The sequence below is a fragment of the Ralstonia sp. SET104 genome, assembly GCF_003851545.1.
Lineage (GTDB): Bacteria > Pseudomonadota > Gammaproteobacteria > Burkholderiales > Burkholderiaceae > Ralstonia.
Window position 1 is genome coordinate 13150 of sequence record NZ_BHVX01000009.1, and the last position, 14729, is coordinate 27878.

The following is a 14729-nucleotide window of genomic DNA, read 5'->3' on the forward strand; positions in this document are numbered from 1 at the left end:
TCATAAAACCCCGCGCGGCACACAACAAAACCACGCCGCCTCTTTCATGGACGGAGACACCATGAACACCGTTGCCGACCGCAGCAATCTGACCGACCGTATCTGGCTGAAGTCGTATCCCGAAGGCGTGCCCGCAGAGATCAACCCCGAGCGCTATCACTCGCTGGCCGAGGTGTTTCGCGAATCGGTGGAGAAGTACCGCACCCGCGTCGCCTATGTGAGTGTCGGCACCGAGATGACGTACGACGAGTGCGAGCACAAGGCCAGGCAGTTTGCGGCATGGCTGCAATCGCGCGGCGTGAAGAAGGGTGACCGCGTGGCGATCATGCTGCCCAACAGCCTGCAGTATCCGGTGTGCCTGTTCGGCACGCTGCTCGCCGGTGCCATCGTCGTCAACGTGAACCCGCTCTACACGGTGCCGGAGCTGGCACACCAGTTGCGCGATTCCGGCGCGCAGACCATCGTCGTGCTGGAGAATTTTGCGCGCACGCTGGAGCAGGCACTGCCCGGCAGCCAGGTGCGCAACATCGTCATCACCGGTATTGGCGACCTGATGGGCGGCGCGCTCAACCTCAAGGGCCGCGCGCTGAACTTTGTGATGCGCAACGTGCAGAAGCAGGTGCCACCCTACAAACTGCCCTCGCCGGTCTGGCTGCGCGATGCACTGGCCGTGGCGCGCTCGCGTGCAGTGCAGCCGGTGCAACTTGCACCAGAAGACATCGCCTTTCTGCAATACACCGGCGGCACCACGGGCGTAGCCAAGGGTGCGATGCTCACCCATCGCAACATCGTCGCCAACCTGTTGCAGGCCGAAGAGTGGTCCAAGAGCATGCTCAACGGCGGCGTGGAAACCAACGTTACGCTGCTGCCGCTGTATCACATCTTCTCGCTCACGGTGAATCTGCTGATGTTCATGACGCTGGGCGGGCGCAACATCCTGATCGCCAATCCGCGCGATACCAAGCGTGTGCTGTACATCCTGCGCAAGGAGCGTTTCTCGGGTATTGCGGGCGTCAACACGTTGTTCAACGCGCTGCTGGAAGACCCTGACTTTGCCAAGCGCGATTTCTCTGCCATGAAGATCACCATTGGCGGCGGCATGGCCGTGCAGCGGGCGATTGCAGAACGTTGGAAGAAGGTCACGGGCCACACCATTGTTGAAGGCTACGGGCTGACGGAATGCTCGCCGGTCGTGTCGATGAACCCGCCGCACGTGACCGAGTTCAGCGGCACGATCGGGCTGCCGGCGCCGTCCACGGAAGTGCGTTTCAAACGCGACGACGGCACCATCGCGCCGCTGGGCGAACCGGGCGAGCTGCAGGTGCGCGGCCCCCAGGTCATGCTCGGCTACTGGCAGCGTCCCGACGAAACCGCAAAGTCCATCGACGCCGACGGCTGGTTCTCCACCGGCGACATCGGCGTGATGGACACCAACGGCTTCATCCGCCTGATCGATCGCAAGAAAGACATGATCCTGGTCTCAGGCTTCAACGTGTACCCCAATGAGATCGAAGACGTGGTCGCGCTGCACCCCGAAGTGCTGGAGGTGGCGGCCATTGGCGTGCCAGACCCGGTGGCCGGTGAGCGCGTGAAGATCATCGTGGTGCCGCGTACCGGCGCGCTGACGGAGCCCGCGCTGCTTGAACACTGCCGGGCCCACCTGACCGGCTACAAGGTGCCGCGCATCGTCGAGTTCCGGCATGAGGAGCTGCCCAAATCGACCGTGGGCAAGATCCTGCGGCGCGAACTGCGCGACGCCGATCCCGACATCAAGCGCGCCCGCGCGCAGGCGTCCCAATAACAACAACGACGCAGGAGACCTGTATGCGACTGCGTACCCTCGCCCTGGCCGCGGCCCTGGCCAGCGCCGCCCCCGCCTGGGCCCAGCCTGCCGCCTCGGATGTTTCCGCACCGGCCGCTTCCGCACCGGCAGCCGCATCGCAATCGGCGGCAATCGCCAGCTTTGCGGCAATGGATATTGCCAGGCAGACGGCGTGGCTCGGCAGTCAGGTCCACGCCAACGCCTTCTCCGGCTGGTCAGACGAAGACGTCCTCGCCATGACTCAGGCCATGCGGCCCGAAACGCTGGTGCGCTGGTTAAAGGCCGAAGTCGCCAAGCTGCCTGAGTACGAATACCGCATGCGCCGCCAGGAGCGCGTGAAAGATCAGTGGCAGAGCCCGCCTGCGCTTATGCTCGTCCGCTACCGCAACGCGCCGCGTCAGGTCTATGCGCGCTGGCTCAAGGGCGGTGCGCACGCCGGTCAGGAAATCATCTACGACGAAACCGTGCGCCGCGACGAGATGTACGGCCACCTGGGCGGCCTCGTCAGCTTCATGACGATTTGGAGCGCGCTGGATGGATCGCTGGCCAAATCGCAATCGAACCATACAGCGCGTGAGCTGGGGCTGCAGTTCATCGTTGATACGGTCGAGCGCGACAGACGCGCCCACGTGGCCACCGGCGGCAGCGGCAAGTTCAACGAAGCCAAGATGGTGACCGAAGACGGCGAACGCATGCTGCGCCTGACCTGGGATGCGCCCAGCGGCCCGCCCACGTTCTACGCCAAGCGCGTGCGCCTGTATTTCGACCTCAAGAACCCGTGGGTGCGCGTTGAAGAAGCATGGGACGAGTCGGGCAACCAGCTCGAAAAAATCGTCATTGAAAGCGTGACCCGCAAAACTTGGAACGACCAGACTTTCAACCCCAAAAATCCGGAGTACAAATTCTAGACCGCCGCCCGCAGACCCTTGTGGGCCAAGGCTCCGCGACCTGCGGACCGTATGAAACGCGACTAAGGGGAAACCCCTTGTTGCGTGCGTACAAGCTAGAGGAAAACTTCGATCATCGCGGCATAACGTAACAAAAGCGCTGCGTTATGCTGCGGAAACACAAATCGCCACACCTCGGCGTTATAACAATCCAATCCAGAGAGACAATCACATGAACCGCTCCGCCCGCCGCTTTGCCGCAGCACTCGCCTGCGCTGCCGCCAGCACTCTTGCTGCTCCCCTCGCCCAAGCACAATCGACCGCAGAGGCCAACGTCTCCGCAAGCGCCAGCACTGGCAACAGCGGCGGGTTCAGCGGCTTTATGGACAACTACGTCTGGGGTCGCAACGTCATGGCGCTGGGCTGGTTCTACATCCGCCCGATGGATTCGGCCACGCCGCTGACCACCACCACCGGCGCGCTGGGCCTGGGCACTTACCAATCGCCCGGAACTGACGTGCGAGTCAGTAACGCCAATACGCTGTCGCTCACGTTCACGCACTTCTTTACCGACAACATCGCCGGCACGTTCGTGGGTGGCGTGCCGCCCAAGTTCAACCTGTACGGCAGCGGCAACGTGATCGCGCCGGTGCCCGTTGTCGGGCCGCTGACGCTCATCAACCTGGGCCTGCCGCAAAACAACCCGGTCGCCACCGTGCGTGAATGGAGCCCGGCGATCGTCGCGCAGTACTATTTCGGCACCAAGGAAAGCAAGTTCCGCCCGTTCATCGGCGGCGGCGTCAGCTACAACTTCTTCACCAACCTGCGGCTGAACTCGAACTTCGTCAACGCGCTGCAAAACCTCGGGCAGGTGCTGCAGCTCGGCATGGGACAGGTGCCGACGGGCCCGGCCAAGGTGACGGCGGAAACGTCCAGCTCGTGGACGCCGGTCGCCAACGTGGGCGTGTCGTATGAGTTCGCCAAGAACTGGACCGCCATCGGCACGGTGTCTTACCTGCCGCTGAAGACGACCTCCACCATCACGATCCGCAGCCAGCAAGGCCAAGTGCTGGCGGTCAACAAGACCGATATCAAGGTCGATCCGATCGTGTTTGGGCTGGCCGTGGGTTACAAGTTCTGAGCGGCAGCGTTGCCTCATCGCGAAACGCCACCTCCGGGTGGCGTTTTTCATTGGGGCGCGACCCGATATCATGGCGGGGCTTTTCCATCCCGATTCCGGATTCTCGCCCTGCACCCCACGTCACATCTATGACCCAGCCTTCCATCGCCATCGTCGGAGCCGGCATTGCCGGTGTTGCCTGTGCCAACGCGCTTGCCGCAGAAGGCATCACCACCACGGTCTATGAGCGCGCGGGCGGCGTAGGGGGCCGGCTGGCCACCACCGTGCTGCCCGAGGCGGCCCCGGCGTATGCGTTCGATCACGGCGCGCAGTCGTTCAACGTGCGCAGCGAGGCCTTCCGCCGCGCGGTGGATGCCGCCGGCCGCCAGGGTTCGGTGCTGCCGTGGCCTGCGCGCTGGGGCCATCGCACAGCCAATGCCCTGCTAGCCGACTCGCGCGACGAAGCCCGCTACGTGGGCCTGCCCGGCATGGGCGCGCTGGTGCGCAGCCTGGCAGCGCCGCTGGATGTGCGCTTGGGCTACGCCGTCACGCGTGTGGCCCACGACGGCCGGCGCTGGACGATCGAGCGCAACGGCACTGACACCGCCCACGCTGACATCATCGCTCTGGCCTTGCCCGCGCCAGAGTTGCCGGCCCTGTTTCACGGTGCCACGCCGGCTTCGCTGCAGGAGACCATCGCTCCGGTGCGCTACGCCCCCTGCTGGGCGCTGATGATGGGTTTTGCGCAACCGCTGGATCTGCCGTATGACGGTATCCGCATCGACGACGACATGCTCGCCTGGGCTGCCCGCGACAACACTAAACCGGGCCGCGTGATGGTCGATGAATCCTGGGTGGTGCATGCGTCGCCGGGCTGGTCTGCCGCACATGCCAAAGACACGCCAGAGCAGGCGTTGCACGCCATGCGCACCCGCTTTGCCGAGGCCTTCCCGGGCACACCGGAGCCCGACGTAATGGCCGCGCACCTGTGGCCACACGCGCTGGTGGAAACCTCAGCCGGCCTGCCTTGCCACTGGGATGCCGCCACACGCCTGGGCGCCTGTGGCGACTGGTGCGAAGGCCCGCGCGTGGAAGCCGCGTTCTTGAGCGGTGTGGCGCTGGCAGCCAAGATTGCCGAAGCGCTATAAGACTTCGCCCAGGAACGTTACAATGGCGGGTTGTCTCGTGTTTCGTGTGCCGGGTCGCTCACCCGGCGGTGGCTTTCTCCTGACGACGCCATGTGCACCCGACGCCAAGTCCTCACCCTAGCCTTTGCTGCCGTTGTGGCATCGGCGCCGCTGCTGTCCCATGCGCAAGTGCTGCGCAATATTCCGGCGACGGCCCCGGTAGCCCAGTTGACCGTCAATTCGGCCAACACCGGCACGCTGAGTACCGGCAGCACCGGCGTCGTTCGTATCCTGCTGTTGGGCTTTGGGAGCAGCAGCACCGATATCCGCTTTGCCCCGGGCGTGCGGATTCTGTCGCTGGATGGGCGTCTGCTGCCGACCGGTTCGGTGGTTGGCCAGACGTTCAAGGTGCGCTATCAGCTCGACCTGTATCAGCAGTTGCTGACAGCCTGGGTTGTCAGCGATGACGACTACAAGGCTGCGGTGGCGGCGCAAAGTCAGGCGCAAACGCAGTCCCAGTAGTCAGAACACCCCACGAAGCACGTGCCCCCAGGTCAACCACTGTGAACGGCACATGAAAAAAGTCTTCATCAAAACCTACGGCTGCCAGATGAACGAGTACGACTCGGACAAGATGTCCGACGTGCTCAACGCGGCTGAAGGTCTCGTTCCCACCGACACGCCCGAAGATGCGGACGTGATCCTCTTCAACACGTGCTCCGTGCGCGAGAAGGCGCAGGAGAAGGTGTTCTCCGAACTCGGTCGCGTGAAAGCGCTCAAGGCCCTCAAGCCGGACCTCGTGGTTGGCGTTGGCGGCTGCGTGGCGAGCCAGGAAGGCGCGTCCATCGTGGCGCGCGCGCCTTACGTAGACGTCGTCTTCGGCCCGCAGACGCTGCACCGCCTGCCGGACCTGATCGCAGCGCGCCGCCGCACGGGCCGCTCGCAGGTCGACGTGTCCTTCCCCGAGATCGAAAAGTTCGACCACCTGCCGCCCGCGCGTGTGGATGGCGCGAGCGCCTTCGTGTCGATCATGGAAGGCTGCTCAAAGTACTGCAGCTACTGCGTCGTGCCCTACACGCGCGGCGAAGAGGTCTCGCGCCCGTTTGATGACGTGCTGGCCGAAGTGGCTGGTCTGGCCGAACAGGGCGTGCGTGAAGTCACGCTGCTCGGTCAGAACGTGAATGCCTACATTGGCAAGATGGGCGACACCAGCGAGCGCGCGGACTTCGCGCTGCTGCTGGAGTACGTGGCTGAGATTCCGGGCATCGAGCGCATTCGCTATACGACCAGCCACCCGAAGGAATTCTCCTCGCGCCTGATCGAGGCGTATGCCACCAACCCGAAGCTGGTCGACCACCTGCACCTGCCCGTGCAGCACGGCTCCGACCGCATCCTGATGGCGATGAAGCGCGGCTACACGGTGCTCGAATACAAGAGCAGCATCCGAAAGCTGCGTGCGATCCGGCCGAACATCTCGATCGCCACCGACTTCATCGTCGGCTTTCCAGGCGAGACCGATGCGGACTTCGCCAAGACGATGGACCTGATCCACGAGATCGGCTACGACACCTCGTTCAGCTTCATCTACAGCCCGCGCCCCGGCACGCCGGCGGCCAACCTGCACGACGATACGCCGCAGGCTGTCAAGCTCGAACGCCTGAAACATTTGCAAGCGACCATCGAAGCGAACGTCGCGCGCATCAGTCAAGGCATGGTCGGCAGCGTGCAGCGCATCCTGGTCGAAGGCCCGTCGCGCAAAGACCCGACCGAGCTGCACGGCCGCACCGAGAACAACCGCGTGGTCAACTTCGCGCTGCCCGACCTGCCACAGGCACGCCGCGATCAATTGATCGGCCAGATGCTGGACGTGCGCATCGTGCATGCCTTCCCGCACTCGTTGCGCGGTGAAGTTGCGGTCGGCACAACACACTGATCATCAACACGACCTGATTTGATGAAACCCACCATCGCAGAATTCACGGCGCCGAAGAACGACAACACGCGCCTGCAGAACCTGTGCGGGCCGCTGGACGAAAACCTGCGCCAGATCGAGCAGGCGCTGGACGTGACCATCAACCGGCGCGGCAGCAAGTTCACCGTGCGCGGCGCCAACGCGCAAGGCGCAGCCAACGCGCTGGAAACGTTCTATAACAGCGCCGCGCGCGACCCGCTGTCGGTGGACGATATCCAGCTTGGTCTGGTGGAAACCCGCCAGGTGGCCGCGCACGGCGCTTACCTGCCGGAATCGAGCACCGAGGTGCCGGACGGCAACGATCTGTCCCCCGTGCTGCATACGCGGCGCACCGATCTGCATGGCCGCACGCCAATGCAGCGCGAATACCTGCGCAGCATCCTCTCGCACGACCTGTCGTTCGGCATTGGCCCGGCGGGCACGGGCAAAACGTATCTGGCAGTCGCCTGCGCAGTGGATGCGCTGGAACGCGACGCCATCAAGCGCATCGTGCTGACACGCCCGGCGGTGGAAGCCGGTGAGCGCCTGGGCTTCCTGCCCGGTGACCTCGCCCAGAAGGTGGACCCTTACCTGCGCCCGCTGTATGACGCGCTGTACGACCTGCTCGGCTTTGACAAGACGCAGAAGATGTTCGAGCGCCAGATGATCGAGATTGCGCCGCTTGCGTACATGCGCGGGCGCACGCTCAACCACGCCTTCATCATCCTGGACGAAGCACAGAACACCACGCCGGAACAGATGAAGATGTTCCTTACCCGGATCGGCTTCGGCTCCAAGGCGGTGATCACCGGCGACACCACGCAGATCGACCTGCCGCGCGGCCAGAAGAGCGGCCTGATTGAAGCGCAGCACGTGCTGCGTGACGTGCGCGGCGTAGCGATGACGCGCTTTACCAGCGTCGACGTGGTGCGGCACCCGCTGGTGGCCCGCATCGTCGAGGCCTATGACGAATTCCATGCCCAGCATAAAGACGCATAAGGACGCCTGAACGTGGCTAAAGCAAAGACCGATACCAAAGCAAAAACCAAGAAAACCCAACCTGCGGCCGCAGAGTCACTCGGCCCGCGCGTCGACGTGTTCGACGCCCAAGGCAAGCCCAAGACGGTCGACGCCAGCGCGCTGCGCATCGCTTTTGCCGATGGCCGCAGCCTGATCCTCGGCTTGCCGAACACCGTGGATGGCGTGATCACCCTGGTTGCCGAACACGCCGATGCCGACATGCACGCCATGCTCTCGCTGCGCCCCGAGCACCACGACAGCATCACGTTGCGCATCGAAACGCAGGCCGCTGAATTGGCAGACTCCACGGAAGAAGCCTTCGACGAAGACACCGCAGGCGCCGAGATGCTCACGCTCGACCTGACGGTGCAGCACGGCGATGAACTCAAGGCCGCCGCCCGCAAGGCGTTGCCGAAAGAACGCGACATTGAAGCGTGGATCGCCCCGGCGCTGTTTGCCGATGCACAGCTCAATGTGCGCTTTGTCGGCGAGGAAGAAGGCCGCATGCTCAACCGCACCTACCGCGGCAAGGACTACGCCACCAACGTGCTGACCTTCTCGTACGCAGAGAGCGCGGAAGACCCGGTCTCAGCCGACATCGTGCTGTGCTGCGCGGTGGTCGAAAAGGAAGCGAAGGAGCAGAAGAAGCCGCTGCTCGCGCACTACGCGCATCTGATCGTGCACGGCGCGCTGCACGCCCAGGGCTATGACCACGAAAATGCGGCCGATGCCAAGGAGATGGAAGGCATCGAAACGGAGATCCTTGGCGAGCTCGGTTTTGCCAATCCGTACGCAGATCGTTAACGCGCAACACGCATGATGTTCAAACGCCGGCTTCGCGCCGGCGTTGTGCTTTTACGTGTTCCATTTTTGTAGCGTGCTGTTTCAACGCTGAATCAACCTGCATTGGCGCAAACCAAGTCCTGACAATGGTTTGCAGGTTTCCTTCCGCCATTCGGCTCATGGCCGCGCCGTTCGAATCGCGCATACACGTCGCACTGGCCGTCGGCCATCCGGCACCCGCGCCGCTCTCCGTATGGCGCATGGGCTTTGCCGTAGCGATTTCTATCCTCGACGCATAGGCCGCCACTCGCGCGCGCTTAACGAACTCGGCGCAAACGAGCGCCGTGGGCCAACCCGCGCACAGATGGGTACGGCCTCTGCGGGGAGGGCATCATGCGTCAACGCTTCATGGACAGCATTCCGTGGACCACGCTGCTGGTTGGCGTGGGTGTCGGCACAGCACTCGCGATCGCGCCACGAACCGCACACGCTGATCACAAGCAATCGTGCTATGCGGGCATCGTCGTTGTGTTTGACGGCGCGTGGCAGCCGGGTGCGGTGGTCGGCTGTCGCACGGTCAACATCTCTGATAGCAACAACGTGGTCGGCGCGGAAGTGAACCTGATGATCGCGCAGGGCACCATTCGGCCGCGCGTGCAGGCGGTGGTCGGCAGCACCAGCGTGCAGGCACTCATCGGCGGCGGCTACGACTTTGCGACCAGCAAGGCACTGGTGGGTGTCGGTGCCACGGGCAACCACTGGCTCGCAGGGGTCGACATGGAAATCGCGGGCCGATGGACGGCCTACGGCGGCGCCAGCACGCTGGGCCGGTATCACAGCAATTCGCATCCCGCAGAACCGGCACCGGCGGCGACCACGCCGACGAGCAACAACGACGCGCCACCCTCCAACGGCAACAACGCGCCGCCGCCTTCCAAGCCGAGCCCCACACCGGCCCCCACACCCGGCGCCACGCCGAGTCCCGGCCCGACCCCATCGCCAACACCCACACCGAGCCCGAGCCCGAGCCCGAGCCCGAGCCCGAGCCCGACGCCGACATCGACACCAACGCCAACACCAACGCCGACTCCGACTCCGACTCCGACTCCGACTCCGACTCCGGTGCCGGTGCCGGTGCCGGTGCCGACTCATCATCCAGTGCACCCACCGCACCCGGTGCATCCGCCACACCCGGACCACCCGCCACACCCCGTGCATCCGCCCCATCCGGATCACCCCGGCGACCATGGTGACCATGACCACGGCGGTGACGGCCATCATGGCGGTGACCACGACCATGGCAGCAATGGTCACCACGGCAACAACGGCCACCATGACAGGGACGACAACCACAACGGCCATCACGACGGCGACGGCGGTGGTAATGGCAATCATGGTGCAGACCACGACCACGGTGGCGACGGCAACGACCGGAGCAGCCAGGGCCATCATCACGGCAACAACGACCGGGGCGAGAACGACAATCACCAGAACATCGAAGGCGGCAACGGCAATGACTGACCGCCCCCACCTTGGCAGGTCGTCCGCGTTTTACTGCCTGAACCCGGCCTCCAGATGTGAGATTCGAAGCACTTCTGTGGGCCGGGCGGCCACCCCGCGTCATCGGGACGGCGGGCCTTTTGGTGTATGCTGGCCCGATGTTTAACGACGCGCGACCGCGCCATGAATGATCCGTATCCCAGTCCGAAGCCAGCCGACAAACCCCGCTCGCTGCTGGAACGCCTGACCGACCTCATCTCGCCCGAGCCCGAATCGCGGGCCGAGCTGCTCGAAATCCTCCAAGACGCCCATGCGCGCAGCCTCATCGACGCCGACTCCCTGTCGATGATCGAAGGCGTCTTCCAGGTCTCAGACCTGTGTGCGCGCGACATCATGATCCCGCGCGCGCAGATGGACGCGCTCAACATCGCCGACGCACCGTCCGAGTTCATCCCCTTCGTGCAGGAAGCCGCGCATTCGCGCTTCCCGGTCTACGAAGGTAGCCGCGACAACATCATCGGCATCCTGCTGGCCAAGGATCTGCTGCGCTTCTATACCGATGAAGACTTTGACGTGCGCGACATGCTGCGCCCGGCCGTGTTCATCCCCGAATCCAAGCGTCTGAACGTGCTGTTGCGCGACTTCCGCGTCAACCGCAATCACATCGCTATCGTCGTCGATGAATACGGCGGCGTGGCTGGCCTTATCACCATCGAAGACGTGCTGGAGCAGATCGTCGGCGACATCGAAGACGAATACGACTTCGACCAGGAAGAAGACAACATCCTGCCCACCGCCGATGGCCACATGCGCGTGCGCGGCCTGACCGAAATCAGCCAGTTCAACGAAGCCTTTGGCACGCATTTCTCCGACGAAGACGTCGATACCGTAGGCGGGCTGCTGTCCAACCACCTGGGCCGCGTGCCGCATCGGGGCGAGAAGATCGTCATGGGCACACTGCAGTTCGACGTACTGCGCGCCGATGCGCGCCAGGTGCAGGTGCTGCTCGTGCGCCGCCTTACCACGCCGGCCGGCGGCAATGCTGCGGCCGACACCTCTGGTTCTCACCCCGTCTGATCCTTCCGTGCCCGCTCAGTTCTCTTCCCCTGCCGCATCATCCCGCCGGCAGGACGCTCACGCTGTGCCGCTCGCAGGGCTGTCTATTGCACGACGTAAGGCAGCGCTGCCGCTGGCGGCGTTGCTGGGCGTCATGCACACGCTGTCGTTCGCGCCGAACCACTGGTGGTGGCTGCAGATTCTCTCGCTGACAGGGCTGGCCGCGCTCGTGCAGCGCGCGCCACGCTTGCGGGATGCTGCGTGGGTTGGCTATGCCTTCGGGCTCGGCTGGTTCCTCTCGGGCGTCTGGTGGCTCTATATCAGCATGCACGTCTACGGCGACATGCCGGCGTGGATGGCTGCGCTGGCGGTGCTGCTGTTCGCGGGCTATCTGGCGCTGCATCCGGCGCTGGCGGTATGGGCGTGGCAGTGGCTGACGAGACGCGGACGGTGGTCTGGTACCGCATCGGCGCTGGTGTTCGGCGCTGCATGGGCCGTCACGGAATGGCTGCGCGGCACCGTGTGGACGGGCTTTCCCTGGATCAACGGCGGCTACGCGCACACCGATGGCCCACTGGCCGGCTACGCGCCGCTGGTGGGCGTGTACGGCATCGTGCTGATTGCCGCCGTGCTGGCGGGCCTGCTGTGCGTGGCTGCGGAACGCCGCTTGCACTGGCTGGCGGGCATCGCGGGCGCGATCGTGCTTGTGGCCGGCTGGCCGCTGCACGGCATCGCGTGGACACAGCCAGTGGGCAAGCCGATCTCCGTGCGCCTCCTGCAAGGCAACGTGCCGCAGGACGTGAAGTTCCAGCAGACCGGCATCGAGCGCTCGCTGGAGCTGTACACCAAGATGGTGACCGAGAAGCCCGCGCAGTTGGTGATCACGCCCGAGACGGCCTTCCCGATCATGATCCAGGAGATGCCGCAGGAAATCGCGCTGGCCATCCGCACGTATGTGGATACCACCGGCTCCAGCGTGCTCTTCGGCGCGGCCAGTGAGGACTCGCGCGTCGACTACACCAACAGCGTGTTCGGCGTCGGCCCGCAATTTCAGGGCGTGTACCGCTACAACAAGCACCACCTTGTACCCTTCGGCGAGTTCATCCCGTTCGGCTTCCACTGGTTCGTCAACATGATGAACATGCCGCTGGGCGACTTCCGGCGCGGCCTGCCGGTGCAGCCGCCCATGTCCGTTGCTGGGCAGTATCTCGCTCCCAACATCTGTTACGAAGATTTGTTTGGCGAAGAGATTGCCGCGTCGCTGCGGCATGCGGACCAGCCGGCCACGATGCTCGCCAACGTGACGAACCTGGCGTGGTTTGGCGACACGATTGCGTTGGATCAGCACCTGCAGATCTCGCGCATGCGTGCGCTGGAGACGGGGCGGCCGATGCTGCGCGCCACCAACACCGGCGCCACCGCCGTGGTGCGCCCGGACGGCAGCGTTCAGGCGCGCCTGCCGGTGTTTACGCTGGGCACACTGCAGGCGGACGTGCAAGGCACACAGGGCCTGACGCCGTTTGTGCGGGCTGGCAATGCGCCTGCGCTGGGCGTGGGCGCGCTGGTGCTGCTGATCGCATTCGTGCGTCGCCGCAAGGCAAAGGCGGATTGATCGTTCGGCGCCCCGGAGGCTTTCGAGCCACTTTATGGGGCGGCTGACAAAAAACGCTAAAATTCAACGTTTTACGGCGCTCATGCACGTAACCGCGTAGCCATGCGCTTGCGTGCCGCCCACTGCATTCCACCGCCGCACGGCGCACAGCATCGCTCCGTGCCACAGCGGACCAACGGGTACCACCATGCTCACCTTCCAGCAACTCATCCTCAAGCTGCAGTCGTACTGGGACGCCCAGGGCTGCGCCCTGCTTCAACCGATCGACCTCGAAGTCGGCGCCGGCACCTCACACGTGCACACCTTCCTGCGCGCGATCGGCCCCGAGCCTTGGCGCGCAGCCTATGTGCAACCGTCGCGCCGCCCCAAGGACGGCCGCTATGGCGAGAACCCAAACCGCCTGCAGCACTACTACCAATACCAGGTGGTGCTCAAGCCCGCGCCGGAAAACATCCTCGACCTGTACCTGGGTTCGCTGGAAGCGCTGGGCTTGGACTTGAAGCAGAACGACGTGCGCTTCGTGGAAGACGACTGGGAAAACCCCACACTCGGCGCTTGGGGCCTGGGCTGGGAAGTCTGGCTCAACGGCATGGAAGTCACGCAGTTCACGTACTTCCAGCAAGTGGGCGGCCTGGACTGCAAGCCCGTGACCGGCGAGATCACCTACGGCATTGAACGCCTGGCGATGTACATCCAGAAGGTCGAGAACATCTACGACCTGATCTGGACCGAGTGGGAAGAACCGGGCCCCAACGGCCCCGTGAAACGCCGCCTGACCTACGGTGACGTTTATCACCAGAACGAAGTCGAGCAGTCGACCTACAACTTCGAACAGGCCGATACGACCGTCCTGTTCCGCCGCTTTGCCGAGCACGAAGCCGAGGCCAAACGCCTGATGGGCGTGCGCGCAGAAGGTGATGCCGCCGCCGATGGCGACGCACCGGTCGTGCAACTCGCCTTGCCCGCCTACGAGCAAGTGCTCAAGGCTGGCCACACCTTCAACCTGCTGGACGCACGTGGCGCCATTTCAGTGACGGAGCGCGCGGCCTACATCGGCCGCATCCGCAACCTGTCGCGCCTGGTCGCGCAGGCCTATTACGACTCGCGCGAGCGGCTGGGCTTCCCGATGTGCGGCACGACAACAACCCCCGCCACGGCCACGGAGGCTGCATGACGGCGATTCGTGCACAGCGTGGCCTGGCGCTGCTGACGGCAGCGTCGATCGCCACGCTGGCGCTGCCGGCAAGCGTTGCTCAAGCGGCGCGGCATCGCGCGTCCAAACCGGCGGCATCGGCGGAGAAGATTTTTGTCGTGCCCAGCACCCTGACGCAGCTTTGCGTGGCCGACTCCAAGCCGCTGCAGCAAGCGCTGAGCACGGCGTGGACGCCACCTCCGCCCTCGCTCGAGCAATGGACGAGCCTGGCACGCACGATGGCCTGCGACCTGTCCGGTGCGCGTGACCTCGGCTGGCACCGCGTGCCGCTTCGCACGTACGCCACCGCCTTGCGCTTCCCGCTCACCTGGGTTGAGTGGCAAGGCACCGGGGCGAAGGCACAGCGCCGTGCGCGTGTGTTCCGCTCGGCTGGGCAATTGCCGAGCCGTCTGGAGTTCAACGTGTCCGGCACGCTGCAAGAAGTGCGATACGACGCACGCCGCGGGCTACTGTCAGCCCGCTTCCTGCGCCGCGATGCGGTTGCGCCCGGCACCACACCTGCGCCGATCGCACCGCCGCCTCCGCCGGGCCAGTGCGCCGGCACGCAGTTGCAGTTCCAGCAGCAGGGCGGCGTGTGGCTGCTCTCGGGCGTGGAGCCTGTGCCTGGCTCGCCCTGCTGATCACTGAACCGAACAACA

General features: G+C 64.6%; 14 protein-coding genes. 13 read left to right on the forward strand and 1 reads right to left on the reverse strand.

Features of this window, described 5'->3' with window-relative positions:
- The first annotated feature begins 61 nt into the window (after nt 1-61).
- From PSUB009319_RS13175 to ybeY, 8 genes are all read left to right on the forward strand, one after another.
- Complete coding sequence (locus PSUB009319_RS13175) at nt 62-1801, forward strand: AMP-binding protein (RefSeq protein ID WP_124382682.1); 1740 nt, start codon at nt 62-64, stop codon at nt 1799-1801.
- Between the two features lie 23 nt (nt 1802-1824).
- Entirely contained in the window at nt 1825-2730 is a 906-nt protein-coding gene (locus PSUB009319_RS13180) for a DUF1571 domain-containing protein (protein ID WP_124382683.1), read from the forward strand.
- Between the two features lie 211 nt (nt 2731-2941).
- Nucleotides 2942-3850 (forward strand): OmpW family protein, encoded by a 909-nt coding sequence (locus tag PSUB009319_RS13185; RefSeq protein ID WP_124382684.1) that lies wholly within the window; start codon nt 2942-2944, stop codon nt 3848-3850.
- A gap of 128 nt (nt 3851-3978) precedes the next feature.
- On the forward strand, nt 3979-4977 hold the full coding sequence (locus PSUB009319_RS13190) for an NAD(P)/FAD-dependent oxidoreductase (protein ID WP_124382685.1): 999 nt from the start codon (nt 3979-3981) through the stop codon (nt 4975-4977).
- A 90-nt stretch (nt 4978-5067) separates the two neighbouring features.
- A complete protein-coding gene (locus PSUB009319_RS13195) occupies nt 5068-5478 on the forward strand; it encodes a hypothetical protein (protein ID WP_124382686.1) in 411 nt (136 codons plus the stop codon).
- A 52-nt stretch (nt 5479-5530) separates the two neighbouring features.
- Nucleotides 5531-6889: a tRNA (N6-isopentenyl adenosine(37)-C2)-methylthiotransferase MiaB gene (gene miaB, locus PSUB009319_RS13200; RefSeq protein ID WP_124382687.1), complete on the forward strand. Its 1359-nt coding sequence runs from the start codon at nt 5531-5533 to the stop codon at nt 6887-6889.
- 21 nt (nt 6890-6910) lie between these two features.
- Nucleotides 6911-7906, forward strand: coding sequence for a PhoH family protein (locus tag PSUB009319_RS13205; protein WP_124382688.1), 996 nt, complete (start codon nt 6911-6913; stop codon nt 7904-7906).
- 12 nt (nt 7907-7918) lie between these two features.
- Complete coding sequence (gene ybeY / locus PSUB009319_RS13210; RefSeq protein ID WP_124382689.1) at nt 7919-8731, forward strand: rRNA maturation RNase YbeY; 813 nt, start codon at nt 7919-7921, stop codon at nt 8729-8731.
- Between the two features lie 19 nt (nt 8732-8750).
- Here the strand turns inward: ybeY and PSUB009319_RS22920 are convergent, their stop codons facing one another.
- A complete protein-coding gene (locus PSUB009319_RS22920) occupies nt 8751-8915 on the reverse strand; it encodes a hypothetical protein (protein ID WP_185453467.1) in 165 nt (54 codons plus the stop codon).
- A gap of 188 nt (nt 8916-9103) precedes the next feature.
- Between PSUB009319_RS22920 and PSUB009319_RS13215 the strand changes: the two genes are divergently transcribed.
- The 5 genes from PSUB009319_RS13215 to PSUB009319_RS13235 all read left to right on the forward strand — a co-directional run bounded on the left by PSUB009319_RS13215 (nt 9104) and on the right by PSUB009319_RS13235 (nt 14711).
- Nucleotides 9104-10231 (forward strand): hypothetical protein, encoded by a 1128-nt coding sequence (locus PSUB009319_RS13215; protein WP_260392978.1) that lies wholly within the window; start codon nt 9104-9106, stop codon nt 10229-10231.
- Between the two features lie 162 nt (nt 10232-10393).
- Nucleotides 10394-11287 carry an HlyC/CorC family transporter gene (locus tag PSUB009319_RS13220; protein ID WP_124382690.1) on the forward strand — a complete coding sequence of 298 codons (894 nt, stop codon included), beginning with the start codon at nt 10394-10396 and terminating at the stop codon, nt 11285-11287.
- Nucleotides 11288-11420: 133 nt separating this feature from the next.
- Nucleotides 11421-12878 carry an apolipoprotein N-acyltransferase gene (gene lnt, locus PSUB009319_RS13225; RefSeq protein ID WP_374704195.1) on the forward strand — a complete coding sequence of 486 codons (1458 nt, stop codon included), beginning with the start codon at nt 11421-11423 and terminating at the stop codon, nt 12876-12878.
- A gap of 187 nt (nt 12879-13065) precedes the next feature.
- The gene (gene glyQ, locus PSUB009319_RS13230) at nt 13066-14052 is read left to right on the forward strand and encodes a glycine--tRNA ligase subunit alpha (RefSeq protein WP_124382691.1); all 987 of its coding nucleotides are present in this window, start codon (nt 13066-13068) and stop codon (nt 14050-14052) included.
- On the forward strand, nt 14049-14711 hold the full coding sequence (locus PSUB009319_RS13235) for a hypothetical protein (protein WP_124382692.1): 663 nt from the start codon (nt 14049-14051) through the stop codon (nt 14709-14711). The genes glyQ and PSUB009319_RS13235 overlap by 4 nt, the downstream gene beginning before the upstream one ends.
- The last annotated feature ends 18 nt before the right edge of the window (nt 14712-14729 follow it).